This window comes from Neorhizobium petrolearium (genome assembly GCF_017873175.1).
Lineage (GTDB): Bacteria > Pseudomonadota > Alphaproteobacteria > Rhizobiales > Rhizobiaceae > Neorhizobium > Neorhizobium petrolearium.
This window is the reverse complement of the sequence record NZ_JAGGJW010000004.1, coordinates 390600-405889: the sequence shown is the minus strand read 5'-3', so window position 1 is coordinate 405889 and position 15290 is coordinate 390600. Positions and strand designations below refer to the sequence as shown.

Annotated in this window: 21 protein-coding genes; 10 read left to right on the top strand and 11 right to left on the bottom strand. The window is 60.9% G+C overall.

From position 1 onward, the window contains the following. Positions 1–39 precede the first annotated feature (39 nt). A complete protein-coding gene (locus J2046_RS10410) occupies positions 40–456 on the bottom strand; it encodes a MerR family transcriptional regulator (protein ID WP_210051594.1) in 417 nt (138 codons plus the stop codon). Positions 457–598: 142 nt separating this feature from the next. On the opposite strand from J2046_RS10410, the gene J2046_RS10405 reads away from it, so the two are divergent. After that, a complete protein-coding gene (locus tag J2046_RS10405; RefSeq protein WP_210051593.1) occupies positions 599–778 on the top strand; it encodes a hypothetical protein in 180 nt (59 codons plus the stop codon). A gap of 36 nt (positions 779–814) precedes the next feature. On the opposite strand, the gene J2046_RS10400 is transcribed toward J2046_RS10405, so the two are convergent. After that, positions 815–1369 carry a hypothetical protein gene (locus J2046_RS10400; protein WP_210051592.1) on the bottom strand — a complete coding sequence of 185 codons (555 nt, stop codon included), beginning with the start codon at positions 1367–1369 and terminating at the stop codon, positions 815–817. 159 nt (positions 1370–1528) lie between these two features. Here J2046_RS10400 and dmeR point away from each other — a divergent pair, with 159 nt between their 5' ends. Beyond that, positions 1529–1801 (top strand): Ni(II)/Co(II)-sensing transcriptional repressor DmeR, encoded by a 273-nt coding sequence (gene dmeR / locus J2046_RS10395; protein ID WP_210051591.1) that lies wholly within the window; start codon positions 1529–1531, stop codon positions 1799–1801. Positions 1802–1823: 22 nt separating this feature from the next. After that, on the top strand, positions 1824–2810 hold the full coding sequence (gene dmeF, locus J2046_RS10390; RefSeq protein ID WP_210051590.1) for a CDF family Co(II)/Ni(II) efflux transporter DmeF: 987 nt from the start codon (positions 1824–1826) through the stop codon (positions 2808–2810). A gap of 30 nt (positions 2811–2840) precedes the next feature. On the opposite strand, the gene J2046_RS10385 is transcribed toward dmeF, so the two are convergent. The 5 genes from J2046_RS10385 to J2046_RS10365 all read right to left on the bottom strand — a co-directional run bounded on the left by J2046_RS10385 (position 2841) and on the right by J2046_RS10365 (position 6757). Beyond that, on the bottom strand, positions 2841–3110 hold the full coding sequence (locus J2046_RS10385; protein WP_210051589.1) for a hypothetical protein: 270 nt from the start codon (positions 3108–3110) through the stop codon (positions 2841–2843). Between the two features lie 149 nt (positions 3111–3259). Further along, the gene (locus J2046_RS10380; protein ID WP_210051588.1) at positions 3260–3784 is read right to left on the bottom strand and encodes a hypothetical protein; all 525 of its coding nucleotides are present in this window, start codon (positions 3782–3784) and stop codon (positions 3260–3262) included. A gap of 13 nt (positions 3785–3797) precedes the next feature. Next, positions 3798–4313 (bottom strand): DUF1697 domain-containing protein, encoded by a 516-nt coding sequence (locus J2046_RS10375; protein ID WP_210051587.1) that lies wholly within the window; start codon positions 4311–4313, stop codon positions 3798–3800. A gap of 27 nt (positions 4314–4340) precedes the next feature. Further along, entirely contained in the window at positions 4341–6449 is a 2109-nt protein-coding gene (locus J2046_RS10370) for a S9 family peptidase (protein ID WP_210051586.1), read from the bottom strand. An 86-nt stretch (positions 6450–6535) separates the two neighbouring features. Beyond that, entirely contained in the window at positions 6536–6757 is a 222-nt protein-coding gene (locus J2046_RS10365) for a type II toxin-antitoxin system HicB family antitoxin (protein WP_210051585.1), read from the bottom strand. Between the two features lie 354 nt (positions 6758–7111). On the opposite strand from J2046_RS10365, the gene J2046_RS10360 reads away from it, so the two are divergent. Beyond that, the gene (locus J2046_RS10360; protein WP_037157703.1) at positions 7112–7498 is read left to right on the top strand and encodes a DUF930 domain-containing protein; all 387 of its coding nucleotides are present in this window, start codon (positions 7112–7114) and stop codon (positions 7496–7498) included. A 23-nt stretch (positions 7499–7521) separates the two neighbouring features. Here the strand turns inward: J2046_RS10360 and J2046_RS10355 are convergent, their stop codons facing one another. Both J2046_RS10355 and J2046_RS10350 read right to left on the bottom strand, forming a co-directional pair. Beyond that, a complete protein-coding gene (locus tag J2046_RS10355; protein WP_210051584.1) occupies positions 7522–8682 on the bottom strand; it encodes an AI-2E family transporter in 1161 nt (386 codons plus the stop codon). 99 nt (positions 8683–8781) lie between these two features. Further along, entirely contained in the window at positions 8782–9645 is an 864-nt protein-coding gene (locus J2046_RS10350) for a VOC family protein (protein WP_210051583.1), read from the bottom strand. A gap of 208 nt (positions 9646–9853) precedes the next feature. On the opposite strand from J2046_RS10350, the gene J2046_RS10345 reads away from it, so the two are divergent. From J2046_RS10345 to trhA, 3 genes are all read left to right on the top strand, one after another. Beyond that, the gene (locus J2046_RS10345) at positions 9854–10264 is read left to right on the top strand and encodes a universal stress protein (protein ID WP_210051582.1); all 411 of its coding nucleotides are present in this window, start codon (positions 9854–9856) and stop codon (positions 10262–10264) included. Between the two features lie 14 nt (positions 10265–10278). After that, positions 10279–10599 (top strand): TraR/DksA family transcriptional regulator, encoded by a 321-nt coding sequence (locus tag J2046_RS10340; protein WP_210051581.1) that lies wholly within the window; start codon positions 10279–10281, stop codon positions 10597–10599. Positions 10600–10694: 95 nt separating this feature from the next. Beyond that, on the top strand, positions 10695–11357 hold the full coding sequence (gene trhA, locus J2046_RS10335; protein WP_210051580.1) for a PAQR family membrane homeostasis protein TrhA: 663 nt from the start codon (positions 10695–10697) through the stop codon (positions 11355–11357). Between the two features lie 9 nt (positions 11358–11366). Here trhA and J2046_RS10330 read toward each other — a convergent pair whose 3' ends face one another. Next, complete coding sequence (locus tag J2046_RS10330) at positions 11367–11843, bottom strand: hypothetical protein (RefSeq protein WP_210051579.1); 477 nt, start codon at positions 11841–11843, stop codon at positions 11367–11369. A 117-nt stretch (positions 11844–11960) separates the two neighbouring features. Here J2046_RS10330 and J2046_RS10325 point away from each other — a divergent pair, with 117 nt between their 5' ends. Next, positions 11961–12470, top strand: a complete 510-nt coding sequence (locus J2046_RS10325) for a GNAT family N-acetyltransferase (RefSeq protein ID WP_210051578.1) — start codon at positions 11961–11963, stop codon at positions 12468–12470. Positions 12471–12681: 211 nt separating this feature from the next. Beyond that, entirely contained in the window at positions 12682–13638 is a 957-nt protein-coding gene (gene bla, locus J2046_RS10320; RefSeq protein ID WP_233469657.1) for a subclass B3 metallo-beta-lactamase, read from the top strand. 46 nt (positions 13639–13684) lie between these two features. Here bla and J2046_RS10315 read toward each other — a convergent pair whose 3' ends face one another. Then, positions 13685–14224, bottom strand: coding sequence for a MarR family winged helix-turn-helix transcriptional regulator (locus J2046_RS10315; protein WP_210051577.1), 540 nt, complete (start codon positions 14222–14224; stop codon positions 13685–13687). A gap of 92 nt (positions 14225–14316) precedes the next feature. Here J2046_RS10315 and J2046_RS10310 point away from each other — a divergent pair, with 92 nt between their 5' ends. Then, on the top strand, positions 14317–15267 hold the full coding sequence (locus tag J2046_RS10310; protein ID WP_210051576.1) for a DMT family transporter: 951 nt from the start codon (positions 14317–14319) through the stop codon (positions 15265–15267). Positions 15268–15290: the final 23 nt, after the last annotated feature.

Here is a 15290-nt window from a genome sequence, read left to right as displayed (position 1 = left end):
GCGCAGGGGCGGATGCTCCACGAGCGCCTTGAGTGCCTCTCAATGCTCGCTCTCGCACAGCCCGTGATCCGAGAGTGCCCGGATCACGTAGCAGTCCTCGATCGAGTGACCGCCGTCGCACTGGGAGACGATGCGCTCGAGTTCATGCTCCAGTTTCCTCAACCTCTCGATCTTTTCGCGCACGGCAGCGAGATGGTCGGCGGCGATTCGGTCGGCATTGGCGCATGGCTCGCTGGGATGCTGGCTGAGCGCGATCAGCTCGCGGATCGCCGGGATGTCGAGGCCAAGGTTGCGTGCATGGCGGATGAAGGCCAGCCGTTCGAGATCACTTCTTTCGTAGCGCCTCTGGTTGCCCTCGGAGCGTTCGGCTGCCGCGATGAGGCCCATCTGCTCGTAATAGCGGATGGTCGGCACCTTGACGCCGGTGCGTTTCGAAAGATCGCCGATCGACAGCATGTCGCAAAATTCCTCTTGAAGCTCTAGTGACTGTAGCAATTATCTAGGTCGTCATCTGCACGGAGACAAGCGGAGAGGTGAGATGAAGAGCGCGTGCTTTAGCCACGATCATGAAAGGTTCGGAGGGTTTTCGAGGGATTGCATGCGGCCGTTCTGGGCGCTGATTGCCCTGGCGGCCGGTTTCTGGCTGCTCCTCGCGATGGAGATGCTGCGGCGGTTGCGGGCGGAATGGGAATGGTATGCGGAAAGCTGCGCATCCCGTGTGATCGATGGTGATGTCGACGGCGACAGGACAGCAGAAAACGGCAGCGGCCATGTTTGAAAAGGCCGCAGCCGCATAAGGCCTGTTTTGCCGGGGCTACATGGAGAGCAGAGGGTCGTCCTTGGTGTCCTGCCCCGCCTTGCCCGGAGAGGCCTGAATGCCCGCCGCCTGAGCGCCTGCCGCACCGCCGCCCATGTCCATCGCGATTTCCTGCTTCTGGCCATTGACGCCCATGGCTTCGAGGATCGCCTCGCGGATTCCCGCTTCGACCGCTTCACGATCTTCCGGCGACATAGCCTTCACGTCCTCTTCGGTGAGGCCATGCTCTTCGAGATATTGTTCACGGATGCGTTCGGCATAGGTTTTCTTGGAGAGTTCCAGGAATTCGTCTTCATAGGTCGTGGAGGGCGGTTCGCCGAGCCAGGTGTCGTCGGCACTCTGCTCCAGCTCGACGCCTTCGCTTTCCATTGTCCACAGCGCGTCGGCGAGCTTGGCGCCGAAGACCGTGTCGCTGCCGGTCATGCCGCCGGCAGATGATTGCCGAGGGCCTGCGATGTTGCCCCCGTTGTCCGTATTCTTGCTGTCGTTGCTCTTGCCGAAATTGATGCGGAGGGATGCGTAATATGAATTGGTGCTGCCAATCGTCGTCATCTCGACTCTCCTCGCTGTGAGACTGGGGATCGGCTTAGGGTTCCAATCCTGTCCGGGGCTTGCATCCAGCCTGCGGCGCCTCTGGGATGGCTCCCCGGATTGCGCGCAAGCTCAGGCATGGTATAGGATACCCCCCTATATTAAATTCGGGAGCATTCCGTGGCCCATACCATTCGGGAAAAGTCAAAGCTTCTGGCGCGGGTGCGCCGGTTGAAGGGGCAGATGGATGCGGTCGAGCGGGCGCTGGAAAAGGAAACGCCCTGCGGCGAGGTGCTGCAACTTCTCGCCTCGATCCGCGGCGCGCTGGCAGGGCTCACCGGCGAGGTGATGGAGGGGCACCTGCACGAACATGTGCTGCACGCCGAGAACGATAAGCAACGCGCTCAGGCGGCGGAAGAACTCGCCGAGGCGCTGAGAACTTACATCCGCTGAGTGGACGAAAAGGAGAAACCGGATGGCGCATTCCATCGAGGAGCTGAAGCACGACCACGTGTTTTTAGGCGCCGACCACGAGCGCAACGAACGCAAGGTCTGGCTGGTGATCGTGCTGACCGCGACGATGATGGTAGCGGAGATCGTTGCCGGCTCCATCTTCGGCTCGATGGCGCTGACCGCTGACGGCTGGCACATGTCGACCCATGCGGGCGCAATGCTGATTTCCGCCCTGGCCTATCTTTATGCGCGCCGCCAGGCCCGCAATCCGCGTTATACGTTCGGCACCGGCAAGCTCGGCGATCTCGCCGGTTTCGCGAGCGCCATCGTGCTTGCCCTGATCGCGGTCCTGATCGCCTGGGAGAGTTTTCTGCGGCTTGCCCATCCGGTTGCAATCGATTTCGATCAGGCGATCGCGGTCGCCGTCATCGGGCTTGCGGTCAACCTCCTGAGCGCCTGGCTGCTCAGGGGCGGTCATCGGCATCATCATGGCGGCCATCATGGTCATCACGGCGCCCATGCGCACGATGGCGGTCATCATCACGGCCACCATGGTGGACACGATCATGACCGCCCTGCCGAAGACCACAACCTGCGGGCCGCCTACCTGCATGTTCTGGTCGATGCTTTGACGTCGGTACTGGCGATCTTCGCCCTGTTCCTCGGCCGCGGCTATGGCTGGATCTGGCTTGATCCGGTCATGGGCGTGGTGGGCGGCCTGGTGATCGCCCGCTGGTCCTGGGGGCTGATCCGCGCCACTGCGACGGTGTTGCTCGATGCCCAGCCGGACGACGAGGATCTGGCCGACGAAATCCGGCAGCAGGTGGAGACGGAGGAGGACAGGATTTCGGACCTGCATGTCTGGCAGGTCGGGCCGGGTCATCGCGCGGCTATCGTGGCGCTCGTCACGTCAAAGCCCCGCGCGCCATCCTTCTACAAGGAAAAACTCCGGAGCATCCGGGATCTGTCGCATGTCACAGTGGAGGTGACGCCGGCGGAAGCGTCGTAAAACCGCGATCAGGGATTTGGTGCCTCAGGTTCAGGCGAACTCCTGGTAAACGCCTTCGACCCAGTCATGGGGAACGGTCGGCATCGGCGCTTCCGCTTCGGTGGAGGCCGTCTCGCCGCTCTCGATTACCCAAAGGGCATTGGCAAGCGAGGACGACAGCAGCGTGCTGCTGCCCGTCAAAGCATTGGGAGAACGCTGAACTGACACCGTTTCGCGCTGAGGCGCTTCCTCGGTCTTGCGGTCCATGTCGAGGGTCCGGTTCGGATAATAATAGCCGTTGAGGCCGCTATCGATCTTCATGGCAGAACGCCCGTGTTCAGAATGGTTAACGAATGGTTAACGGCTGAACCTTGCGCGAGGCTTGCGTCCGTGACGTCGATTTGACGACTGGGGCTTGACAAGGAAATGCAACCGCGCCGTGCTTCGCGGCGTTTCCTATCCGTTCCGGTTCAGAGAAACCTGTCGATGATCTCTGCTCGCAGACGCTGATTGTTCCGATACCATTTGTCTTCCGTGAAGAAGACCGGCTCGGCGGGCTCCCAGCCGCTCATGGTGAAATCGCTCTGGCGGGCGAAGAAGTCCACGAACTCCCGTTCGTTGTCCCAGGTGGCGATCGCCGGCCCCGGGAAATGCCCGTCCTGGATATCGCAGAGGATTATGCCTGCTTGCGTGCGGATGAGACCGTGGCCGCAGAAATCGCGATGGAATTCATGGATGAGGCCTCCGCCGATTTCGGCCCGCTGCAGCTTGCCCCAGAGTCGCCGTGCCCGTTCGGCTCCGAGCGCCTTATGGGAGAGCATGTCTCGCACTTCCGCCCGCCTGCGGTCCATCTCCTCCTCGGTCGCATTGATGAGCGGGTAGGGCGGCCAGGCCGGGGGGCCTTTCTTCCGCTGTTTCCACAAGGACCAGGAGATCGTCCCGACGACATAGAAGATGATGGCGTAACAGACGATCGGAATGATGATGCCCGCCATTTGCGCCATCCGCCTATTCCATCGCGCGGGCCAGGCCCGCGAGCTTCCGAACCGTGTTGAGATTACGCGAGGTGCCGGGCTTCCGGGCCGGCAGTTTCAGCTTCGAGCGGCCGGATCCGTTCGGGTAGTGCACGTAGATCTCGCGTCCCGCAACGGCCGCTTCCTCGCCGTCCGGCGCCACCATTTTAGCGAGCGCATCGGCCGGGGCGGCCTCGGTCAGGAAATATACGAGCAGGAAATTCGGCTTGGCCTCGGGAAAGGGGGCGTTCTCGGCGATCGCTTCGAGTTCCGCGGTCGTGCGCACCATGACGCCCGGTCTCTTGCCGAATTTTTTGCCCAGCGCCGCGTCGAGCTTCTCGGCCACCGCTGCTTCCGTTTCACCGGAGCGGAACAGCACGTTGCCGCTCTGGATATAGGTCTTCACGTCGGTGAACCCGAGCCCTTCGCAGATGCCTTTAAGCTCGGTCATGGGCAACGCACCGGCGCCGCCGACATTCACCGCCCGCAGGAGGGCTACATAAACCGTCATCTTCCCCTTCCCAATCCCGACTGCAGCCTACATCTTCCCCGCCACCTTGATCGCAAATGCATATTCGAAGGCGATCTCCTCCAGCCGCTGGAAACGGCCTGACTTGCCGCCGTGGCCGGCCGCCATGTTGGTCTTCAAAAGATAAGGGCCTGCTTCCGGCGCCTTCTCCCGCAGCCGTGCCACCCATTTGGTCGGCTCCCAGTAGGTGACGCGCGGATCGGTGAGGCCGGAAAGCGCCAGGATCGGTGGATAGGGTCTGGCCGCGATATTGTCGTAGGGCGAATAGGTGGCGATCCACTGGTATTCCTCGAAACTGTCGATGGGGTTGCCCCATTCCGGCCATTCGGGCGGGGTGAGCGGCAGCGTGTCGTCCAGCATGGTGTTCAGCACGTCGACGAAGGGCACGGCGGCGATGATGCCGGCGAACTTTTCCGGTGCCATGTTGGCGATGCCGCCCATCAGCATGCCGCCTGCCGAACCGCCCTCGGCGATAATGTTCGCGTAGGATGTGAACTTCTGCTGATTCAGATAGTCAGCCGCGGCGATGAAGTCTTTGAACGTATTCTGTTTATGCTCCATCTTGCCGGTTTCGTACCACGCAAAACCCTTGTCCTTGCCACCGCGGATATGGGCGATGGCATAGACAAAGCCGCGGTCGGCCAAAGACAGGATATTGGTATTGAAGCCAGCGGGTATGGTAATCCCGTAGGCGCCATAACCATAGAGCAGGCAGGGTGCGGATCCGTCGAGCGGCGTATCCTTGCGATAGAGTAGCGAGACCGGAACCAGTTCGCCGTCATGGGCCGGCGCCATCACCCGGCGGGTGACGTAGTCGTCCGGGTTGTGGCCTGACGGCACTTCCTGCGTCTTCAAAAGCACCCGTTTGCGGGTCACCATGTCGTAGTCGAAGAGCTGCGAGGGCGTCGTCATCGAGGAATAGGAGAAACGGATGACATCGGTGTCGTATTCCGCCGCCCCCTGCAGGCCGAGCGAATAGGCCTCCTCCGCAAAGGCGATCGCGTGTTCCTCGCCGCTCTCGCGATCGCGGATGATGATCTGCGGCAGGCCGTCCTTGCGTTGCAGCCAGACGAGATGGCGAGCAAACGCCATGTGACTGATGATCAGCCGGCCCGGCTCGTGCGGCACGACCTCGGTCCAGTTTTCTTTGCCCGGTGCATTAACCGGAGCCTGCATGATCTTGAAATCCTTGGCGCCGCCGTCATTGGTAAGGATATAGAAGACGTCGCCACCCTCCGTCATCGAATATTCGATGCCTTCCTCGCGCTCGGCGACCAACCTCGGTTCGGCGGTCAGGTCGCTGGTCGAAAGAATGCGGTATTCCGACGTCTCGTGGTCGTGGATGTCGATATAGATGAAGTCGTCCAGCAAGGAGCCGCCAACGCCCATGAAGAAACCGGGATCCTTCTCCTCGTAGACCAGCCTGTCTTCCGACTGCGACTGGCCGACGATGTGGTGGAAGACCTTGGACGGCCGGTGGTTCTCGTCCTGCAGCGTATAGAAGAAGCTCTTGCCGTCCGGGGCCCAGACCCCGCCGCCGGCGGTATTTTCCAGCACGTCGGAAAGGTCTTCGCCGGTTGCAAGATCGCGGATGCGCAGGGTGAAATATTCCGAGCCCTTGTCGTCATAGCCCCAGATGCCTTTGGCGTGGTCGGTCGTATGATCGATGCCTGAGAGGCGGAAATAGTCCTTGCCCTTCGCCTCCTCGTCGCCGTTGAGAAGCACGTGCTTTTCGCCGCCGTCGCGCGGCGTGCGGAAATAATGCGGCTGTTCGCCGCCGGTGACGAAGAGCGTGCCGTAAGCGAAAGCCCCGTCCTTCATCGGCACCGAGCTGTCGTCCTCCTTGATGCGGCCACGCATTTCGGCAAACAGCACTTTCTGGAGCTCCGCCGTGTCGCCCATCGCCGCGTCCATATAGGCGTTTTCGGCTTCGAGGTAAGCGCGGATTTCAGGATCGAGGATCGACGGATCCTTGAACATTGCCTGCCAGTTATCGGCGCGCAGCCAGGCGTAGTCGTCGGTGCGGGTGATCCCGTGGCGTGTATCTGAAACCGGCTTCTTCGCGGCCAGCGGAGGGCTGGGAAGAGGACCGAACGGCGATTTGCGGGAGATGTCCAAGGAAGCACTCCGGATTTTATGAAAGGAGTGCCAGAGATAGGGGGCGACGGAGCGCGAAGCAAGCGGGGAAGGTGGGTATGGGACGTTTAGCCGATTGCCGCCCGCTTTGAAGGCGGAGGAATATCCCGCCCCATGTCATGCGTCGCCTCGATCCAGCTTTCGATCGCGTCCTGAACGTTGGAAATGGCTTCCTGCGGCGTTTCGCCGTCACTCATGCAGCCTGGCAGGTCCGGCACGGTCGCAAGGAAGCCGCCGCCATCTTCAGGCGATAGGGGAGATACAAGAACTGCATATCGCAACGGACTCATGAGGTTCTCACCGCGTCGATAAATTGTACAAGCCTACGAATATATACAGGCTTGATTGGTCGTTTGAAAGGCACGGTCAGGATATCGCGCATCTTGGGGTGACTAACCTTGTAGTGAGAGCTACCGCCGCGCGGCGGACTGCACACGACGTCGAATTCCCTGCAAACGGCCTCGATGTCTTCGATTCGCCAATCCGCCTGGGGATTGGCGCGCATTCGTTCCAAACGCTTGCTCACCTGGCCCCCATTGACCTCACCCGATCACATCATCCTATTTCCCGTTCTGGTCGGTGGTCAACGATCCGATCGTCTCTTAGTTTCCGCGCCGTCCGAGTCACATTGGATGGGAAATGACATGACAAGACGTTGGTCGCTGGTAGCGCTCGCCTTTCTTTACGCCCTGCCAGCTTATGCCCTTGATGCACGCATCGAAAGACAGCTCAACGCGCTTGCTCCGGACGAACGCCGGGAACAGCGTTGCGATATGGAAGCGATGGAGCGTATTCGGAAGGAGGGCGAATTCAAACCTGACAAGGTGATCGCCTACACGTTTTCAGAAGCGATCGAGGACGGCAATTCCGTCCGCGCCCCCGGTGCGGTCTTTCGCAGCCGGGGTGACTGGTACCGCCTGAAATATCAATGCGAGACGGGCGACAAGGGTCTGAAGGTCATGTCCTTCGACTTCAAGATCGGTTCGAAGGTCCCTAGGGAGCAGTGGGAGCAATATTACCTTTACGACTGAGGTTCATCTGTTGATCCTCGCCATCATCCCGGCAGGTTCGGGGTCGTCTTCCGCTCGGGAAATAGTTCGGCAAGCACCGTCATCATGATGAGGGAAAGCGGCAGCGCCAGCATGGCGCCGACCGCTCCCCACATCCAGGTCCAGAACAGGATGGCGAGGAAGACGATGAAGGGGTTGATCTCCCATTGCCGGCCCATGATCGCTGGAAAGATCAGGTTCTCCATCACGAGATGCACGGAGAAGAAGATGACCGCCGGGATGAGCCCGATGAAGAGAGCTTCATGCGTAAGGATGCCGGCGACCGCCACCGAAATCGTCATCAGCGTGATGCCGAGAAAGGGGACGAAGCTTGAGAGAAAGGCGAACAGGCCCCAGAGCACCGGCATGGCGAGTCCGCTGAAGTAGGCGATCAGCGTCATGATGATCCCAAGCCCGAAATAGAGGATGCTCGCCGTCGCGAAATAATATCCGAGTACCTGATCGATCGCATTGAGCACGCGGATCGCGATCAGCCGCTGCCGTCTGGTCGGGAACGCGAGGATGACGGTGCGCCGGAGCCTGACGCGGCCATAGAGGAAAAGCAGCAGCGCGGCGAAGAAGATCAGCCCCTGGATGATCGCGGGCGTCAGGCTGCTGGTCACCACGCCCAGAATATTGCTGGAATTCTCGAGCAGTGACTGCATCGACATCGGCCCTGTCTCGAAGGTCGCCGGCGAGATGTTCAGCCAGCGTTGTCTCTCCAGGAAGGGCATGATGCGGTCGGCTGTCCGCTCGAGGAAGCTTGGCCCCTCGCGCACCAGCGTCGAAACCGGCTCCGCCAGGAAGTTGATGATCAGGAAAAGCACTGCGAAGACCAGCGTGGAGAGAATGAGCGCGATGCCGAAGCGCGGCACGCCCGCCTGTCCGAGCCGGTCGGCGGCAAGCCCGAGAATCAAACCCACGACGATGGCGAGCGTCACCGGGATCAGGATCAGCGCCATGTAGTGAAGGATGGCGAAGAAGGCGATCGCGAAGATGCCGATCACCGCCCAGGCCATCACCACGTCCAGCGCCTCGCGGCCGAGCGGATAGTGATGTTCGGTGATGTCGGTATCCTCACCGCCGGCGTCCCCGCCCGCCAGTCCTCCCACGTCGACCGGATGTCTTTTCGGCTTGCTTGCGCCGCGCGCGCTGGTGATGGCCATTTCTCGATAGGTCCCCGTGATGTCCTTCAACGCGAAAGCGGCGCTCCGGTTCCGGAACGCCGCTTTCGCAGGGAGGGGGCCGGGAATAGGCCGCGAGGATCAGGCTGCAAGCGTCAGGCCGATACCCCAGGGGTCCCTGAGCGAGAAGCCTTCAGCGGTCTTCGTCGTGGCGATCTCCTGGGCATCGAGCGCAGCCACTGCGCTATCGAGTGCCGCCTTGTCATTGAAGCGTACGGTATAGTCCGAAAGACCGGTCATGTTGCCTTCCCGCGCTTTGGCCCCGCGGCTGTTCCAGATATTGGCGGCGATATGATGATGGTAGTCGCCGGTGGCGAAGAAGCTCGCGCCCGGATACCGCGCCATGATCTTCAGACCCAGCACGTCGCGATAAAAGGCGTCGGCCTCGGGGATGTCGCCGACCTGCAGGTGGATATGGCCGATCGCCGTTCCGTCCGCCATGCCGTTCCAGCTTTGCTTGGGCGCACTGTTGTAAAGTTCCTGGAGGTTCAGCCTCTCGGTGGCCATCGCGACGGTGCCGTCCGGATGGTAGGTCCATTCTTCGGGTTTACGGTCGCGATAGACCTCGATGCCGTTGCCCTCCGGATCGGAGAGGTAGATCGCCTCGCTGACGAGGTGGTCGGAGGCGCCGTCGAGCTGCACGTTGTTATGGGCCGCATGCGCAAGCCAGTGGGCGAGCTCTTGCCGGTCCGGCACCAGGAAGGCGGTGTGGAACAGGCCGGCGGCATTGCGCGGTGCGCGGGAAACGCCGGTGCCGGTCGTGAGCGTCAGAAGCGGCTGGCCGCGGACGCCGAGTACCTCGCCGCTAGGGGTCTTTTCGATGACCTGGAGGCCGATGATCTTCCGGTAGAAGTCGGAGACGGCGGCCAGGTCGCTGACGATGAGATGGGCGGCGCGGACATGGGCGGGCCGCGTCAGTGCGAAGGGTTGGACGACATCGGACACGTTGAAAATCCTCGTTTGATGGGGCCAACTGGCTCCCTCTCCAAAGCCATATGGCCCATTCCTGTCGTTCACGAAAGAATGCAAAATGGCGATTGATCGTCTCCAAAATGGAAACGGCAATCCGGCATCGTTGATTCTGATCAATGCGGCGGGAAGCCGGAAGAAAAGATGATGGCGGTAAAAAAGACAGGAAGGATAAGATACCACGATGTACAGGAAGATTGTCGTTGCGGTGGACATAGCGCAACTGGAAAAGGGAGAGCGGATATTGCGCAAGGCATCGACGTTGCTCGATGAAGGCGGTACGCTTCTGCTCCTGAATGTGGTCGAGGATATCCCCGGCTATCTCGTCTCGGATCTCACCGTCGACATGATGGTCAAGGCGCGGCAGGAGTCGGAAGAGACCCTGATCGACCTGAGGGCGAGGATGGGAATTGCTGCCGAGATCGAGATCCGCGAAGGCTCGCCGGCGCGGGAGATTCTGGCGGCTTCGGAGGAGCGGGGCGCTGACCTGATCATCGTCGCCTCGCATATACCGGATTTGTCGAACTACTTCATCGGCGCCACGGCGGATCGCGTCGTGCGTCACGCAAAATGCTCGGTGTTGATCGACCGGTAAGGAGGAACAAGGCCATGGATATCGCCAAATACGAAACCATCCTGCGGACGAGGAAAGCCGAGCTGGAGAGCCGCCTGAGCCGCATCGAGCAGGACTTCACCTCGCCGCGCAACCCCGACGATGACGATCGCGCCGTCGAACGCAACAACGATGAGGTGCTCGACGAGCTCGGCGAGGTCGGCGAAAAGGAACTCGTCGCGATCGAGGCGGCTCTTGCGCGGATCGCGGGCGGCACGTTCGGCACCTGTGTAAGATGCGGCCAGCCGATCTCGGAAAAGCGGCTCGATGCCGTGCCGCATGCGCCGCTCTGCCAGACCTGCGCCGGAGAAGCTTAAGCCGGAAGGGTTAATGCCTAAAACCTAAAGTGAATCGCTCATCTCTTGCCTTCCGCCGCCGCCATGTCCATCCTGTGAGGAGACGGAAGGTAGGCATGAACGAGTTTTTCAGTTTCGGACGGCGTTACGATTTTCACGAGATCGTCGCGGATGGGATCATCAACGGCATCGGCATTGTGTTTGCGCTGATCGGCGCGACGGCGCTGATCTTTTACGCAACCGTCTGGTCGAGCTACGGCGCGATCGCCGCTGCATGGATTTACGGGCTGGGTCTGGTGCTCTGTCTGTCGATCTCGTTTACCTACAATATCTGGCCGCATTCCCGCACGAAATGGTTTCTGAGAAGGCTCGATCATTCGGCGATCTTCATCCTGATCGCGGCGACCTACACGCCGTTTTTGCAGCGCGGCGCTGAGGATCCCTGGATCCTTGCCATGCTGCTGGCTATCTGGGCGACGGCGGTGGTCGGCATCACGCTGAAATGCCTGTTTCCGGGCCGTTACGACAAGCTGGCGATTCTGCTCTATCTCGGCATGGGCTGGAGCGGCGCGATGGTCATGGGACAGGTTTCGGAATACCTGCCGGCCGTCACGATCTGGCTGATCGTCATCGGCGGCCTCATCTATTCGCTCGGCGTCATCTTCCACGTATGGGAAAGGCTGCGCTTCCAGAACGCCATCTGGCACGGCTTCGTGGTGGCCGCCGCCGCTGTGCATTACGGCGCGGTGATAACCTGTTTCAGCCTGTCCGGTCTCTGACGATCGCCCTTACTGCGGGCAGCCGACAGGCTTGAGGCTCGCGACCATCCGCTTGATGATCATGTCGTAGGCCTTGAGATCCTGCTTTCGGTATTCGAGTTGCAGAAAGGCCGCCGCGTCTTCGCATAGCCACATGCCACGGACATAGAGGATGCGATCTCCCCTGGTGCCCGAATAGCTCGCCCATTCCGGCTTGACCCGGGAATAGGAAATCTTCCAGCCGTCTTTCTCTGCCTGTTCGATACGATTGGCTGCTTCGTCATCAAAGAAAACGTCGACGAGGAAGGTGCCAAAGACGAGGATGCGATCGCCGTTCTTCGCCAGGAACGTGCCACCGTCGCCGTTATCAGGCGCTCTTTGCATGGTGAAGCCCGGAGGCAGATCGATCGTGTAGCCGTAGCGATCGTTGGCATAAGTCTGCCATTCGGCGGCATGCGCGACGAGGACGGCAGCCAGCCAGGCCAGAACTGTCAGCAGAACCCGCATCTTCGCCTCCCATCCCCGAGAGCTTCACGCTATCAGAAGAGCGAGAAGCTAACAATTGTGGACAACAGACGATCGTCTGCTAAAGTGGACAAAATTATATCATAATGGAAAATGGCCATGACCAGCACCCTTGTACGCGACGCAACCGAAGCCGATCTTCCGACGATCATGGAGATCTATAACGACGCAGTCGCCAACACCACGGCGATCTGGAACGAGGTGCTGGTGGACCTCGAAAACCGCAAGGAATGGTTTGCGGTCCGCAAGGCGCGGGGCTTCCCGGTCATTGTCGCGGAGGTCGGCGGGAAAGTCGCCGGTTATGCCTCCTATGGCGACTGGCGCGCCTTCGACGGTTATCGCCATACGGTCGAGCATTCGGTCTATGTCCACCGCGATTTTCGCGGCTTGGGCATCGGCCGACTTCTGATGCTGGAACTGATCGCACGCGCAGCCTCGAACGGCGTGCATGTGATGATCGCCGCGATCGAATCGGAAAACGCCGCCTCCATCCGCCTGCATGAAAAACTCGGCTTCCGCATTGCCGGCAAATTCTCCGAAGTCGGCACCAAGTTCGGCCGCTGGCTGGACCTCACCTGCATGGAGCTCAAGGTGTCGGGGGCACGTTGATAACGGGATTCGTTTCTCCCATTGCTTAATGTGTTCCCGATTGGCGCTGCGGTCAGCCGCCGTTAACGGTTGCTGCGTCCTGCCATATTCCTCCAGTGAAATCGGGAGTAATATCGCCGCACCTGCGGGAGGAGACCTGAGGGTAGATCCCGGAGGAAGGCGATACGCGCTCAGGCATTGGCCCTCGACCTTGAAAGAGGAGGAGGCAGGCATGCACGCAATGATACACGTGGCGGGTCCGGTCCTCGCGTCGGCCCTTGTTCTTGGCGCCGCGCTGCCGGCCGCCACCCAGGCCTTGCCGGAAAACATGCCGACGCAGGAACAACTGGCGAACGACAACAACCTGTTTATGTCGATCGCTAGAAAGGCCCTCAAGTGGGAGGAGCCGGACGAACCGCTCCAGATTATCGGCCCGCTCTATTTCGTCGGCACCAAGGGGCTTGGCGTCTTCCTGTTCACCACGTCCGAAGGGCATATTCTGATGAACACCGGCATGCCGTCGTCGGGACCGATGATCGTCGATTCCATTCGTAAGCTCGGCTTCAGGCCCGAGGACATCAGGATCATGATCAACGGCCACGCGCATATCGATCACGCCGGCGCCCTTGCCTTTTTCAAGGAGCAGTTCGGCGCGCAGCTTGCGGTCATGCGAGAAGATGTTCCGGCCATGGAGAGCGGCGATTCCGGGGACTTCAAATACGGGAACGATTTTGTCTATCCGCCGGTCAAGGTCGACCGCATCCTGCGCGATGGCGACACGATCAGGATGGGCGACGTGCTGCTCACGGCCTATCTGACGCCCGGCCATACCCGCGGGGCGACGACCTGGATCGCCAATCTCGTCCTGGACGGCAAGCCCTATGTCGTGGTGTTCCCGGATGGAGCGGGCTTCAACCCCGGCTATCGGCTGGCGAAGGATCCGTCCTATCCCGGTATCGCCGAGGATTACCGACGCACCCACCATATGCTCGAAATGCTGAAGCCTGACATCTGGCTGGCGCAGCACAATGAATATTACGATCTCGAAGGCAAACGGCAGCGGGCCCAGACCGAAGGCGTCAATGCCTGGAGAGACCCGGAGGGCTATCGCCGTTTCATCGCCGGCAGGAAGCGCGCCTTCGAGGATCAGGTTGATCTGGAAATGGGTGCTGCGAAGAGCGCCCGCTGACAGGCAGCGCCAGGCGTTGTCCTCTTTCGCGAAGCGTTGCCATCGCTCAAGTCTCCGCCTCTCCACCCGCCGGCATCGCGAGCCTGGCCTCGACGGCGAGGTTCAGTTCGCGAAGCAGAGCCGCAAGCTGGCGTCTCTTTTCCGGATCGAATGCCGCGATCACATCCGCTTCGCTCGCCATGTCCTGCCGGAACGCCGCTTCGGCGCGGTAAATGCCTTGTTCCGTAAGCTGCACGGCGAGGCTTCGGCCGTCGTTTTCGGACGGCACGCGCCTGATGAGGCCCGCCTTTTCCAGCCGCCCGAGCCGATGGGTCAGGCTGCCGGAGGCGATCATCAGCGAGCGGTAGAGTTCCGTCGGCGTCAGCCGGTAGGGCGGGCCGGTCCGCCGCAGCGTACCGACGACGTCGAACTCGCCGCGGTCGAGCCCATGCGAGGCAAAGGTCGCCTCGATCGTGGGCGTCACCAGCCGCGACAGGCGATAGATGCGCCCTAATATCTCCATCGGACTCGTGTCGAGGTCGGGCAGTTCCCTGGCCCATTGGGCTTTCAACCGATCGACGTGATCCTGCTGTTCCGGCTTGTCCATCGCCTCGATTCCTCGTTTGCGTCTGAACTATCTTGACATGAAGATAAATTGAGTGCAAATATCTTCACGTGAAGATAACTAGGGAGGCCGTCATGTTATCGCTCGTCGCAAGGAAGGCCGCTGCAGCCCCGCTGATCGGTCAAATGCTCCTCTGTTCCTTTTTATGGGCGAGCGCCTTCATTCTTCTGAAGGTCGCCGGTACCTCGCTTTCGCCGCTGGCGCTGACGGCCGTGCGGGGGCTGATGGGCGGTTTTCTGATCGCCGCTTTCATGGCGGCGACCGGTCACGAGATACTGCCCCGCGGCCGCGAGTACCGCGACTGGATCGTCCTCGGCTTCTTGCAGGGCGTGGTACCGAACACGCTGACGGCCTATGCGCTGACCCAGATTTCCGCCGGCCTGACCTCGATGATCCAGGCCTCGACTCCGCTTGTCGTCGCCGTCCTGGCGCAGGCGCTGTTTGCCAGCGAGCAACTGACGCGGAGACGAATAACTGGTCTCCTGATCGGCTTTGGCGGGATGGTGCTGCTGATCGGCCCGGCGGCTTTTGGTTCTGCCGAGGTCAACCCCTCGGGTATCGGTGCCATGATGGCGGTGGCGGTGAGCTATGCACTCGGCAATCTCTATGTCCGCAGCATTCCGCAGGCGCAGCCGATCCGGCTGGCACTCGGCCAGCAGGCTTTTTCCGGCCTGCCGACCTTCGCCGCCGTGGCCTGGCTCGGCGGTTTTTCGGCCTTTGCTCCAGCACTGGATGCTGTGCCGGTCCTGCTCCTGCTCGGCATCTTTGGAACGGCGCTGCCGATTGTGCTCTACATGAACATCCTGAAGAAGGCGGGGCCGACCATCGGTTCCATGAACGGTTATTTCCTGCCGCCCTGGACGATCGTCCTCGGCTTCGTGCTCCTCGGAGAGCCTGTCAGCCTGCGCGAGGTGGTCGCCACCCTTATCGTGCTGTCGGGCGTTGCTATCGTTTCCCTGAAGGCGGAAACCCTGCGGGAAGTATGGATCCGGCTTGCGCCTATGTCCCGGTTCCGGAACTGCTGACAGGAAACAGCGGCCCGATATTC

What these genes read in the sequence shown, in the direction of transcription:
- J2046_RS10375 (WP_210051587.1), bottom strand. Translation starts at nt 4,313, where the DNA reads ATGACGGTTTATGTAGCCCTCCTGCGGGCGGTGAATGTCGGCGGCGCC.
- J2046_RS10315 (WP_210051577.1), bottom strand. Translation starts at nt 14,224, where the DNA reads ATGGACAAGCCGGAACAGCAGGATCACGTCGATCGGTTGAAAGCCCAA.
- J2046_RS10400 (WP_210051592.1), bottom strand. Translation starts at nt 1,369, where the DNA reads ATGACGACGATTGGCAGCACCAATTCATATTACGCATCCCTCCGCATC.
- J2046_RS10360 (WP_037157703.1), top strand. Translation starts at nt 7,112, where the DNA reads ATGACAAGACGTTGGTCGCTGGTAGCGCTCGCCTTTCTTTACGCCCTG.
- bla (WP_233469657.1), top strand. Translation starts at nt 12,682, where the DNA reads ATGCACGCAATGATACACGTGGCGGGTCCGGTCCTCGCGTCGGCCCTT.
- J2046_RS10380 (WP_210051588.1), bottom strand. Translation starts at nt 3,784, where the DNA reads ATGGCGGGCATCATCATTCCGATCGTCTGTTACGCCATCATCTTCTAT.
- trhA (WP_210051580.1), top strand. Translation starts at nt 10,695, where the DNA reads ATGAACGAGTTTTTCAGTTTCGGACGGCGTTACGATTTTCACGAGATC.
- J2046_RS10310 (WP_210051576.1), top strand. Translation starts at nt 14,317, where the DNA reads ATGTTATCGCTCGTCGCAAGGAAGGCCGCTGCAGCCCCGCTGATCGGT.
- J2046_RS10405 (WP_210051593.1), top strand. Translation starts at nt 599, where the DNA reads ATGCGGCCGTTCTGGGCGCTGATTGCCCTGGCGGCCGGTTTCTGGCTG.
- J2046_RS10410 (WP_210051594.1), bottom strand. Translation starts at nt 456, where the DNA reads ATGCTGTCGATCGGCGATCTTTCGAAACGCACCGGCGTCAAGGTGCCG.
- J2046_RS10325 (WP_210051578.1), top strand. Translation starts at nt 11,961, where the DNA reads ATGACCAGCACCCTTGTACGCGACGCAACCGAAGCCGATCTTCCGACG.
- J2046_RS10385 (WP_210051589.1), bottom strand. Translation starts at nt 3,110, where the DNA reads ATGAAGATCGATAGCGGCCTCAACGGCTATTATTATCCGAACCGGACC.
- J2046_RS10355 (WP_210051584.1), bottom strand. Translation starts at nt 8,682, where the DNA reads ATGGCCATCACCAGCGCGCGCGGCGCAAGCAAGCCGAAAAGACATCCG.
- dmeF (WP_210051590.1), top strand. Translation starts at nt 1,824, where the DNA reads ATGGCGCATTCCATCGAGGAGCTGAAGCACGACCACGTGTTTTTAGGC.
- J2046_RS10330 (WP_210051579.1), bottom strand. Translation starts at nt 11,843, where the DNA reads ATGCGGGTTCTGCTGACAGTTCTGGCCTGGCTGGCTGCCGTCCTCGTC.
- J2046_RS10365 (WP_210051585.1), bottom strand. Translation starts at nt 6,757, where the DNA reads ATGAGTCCGTTGCGATATGCAGTTCTTGTATCTCCCCTATCGCCTGAA.
- J2046_RS10340 (WP_210051581.1), top strand. Translation starts at nt 10,279, where the DNA reads ATGGATATCGCCAAATACGAAACCATCCTGCGGACGAGGAAAGCCGAG.
- J2046_RS10345 (WP_210051582.1), top strand. Translation starts at nt 9,854, where the DNA reads ATGTACAGGAAGATTGTCGTTGCGGTGGACATAGCGCAACTGGAAAAG.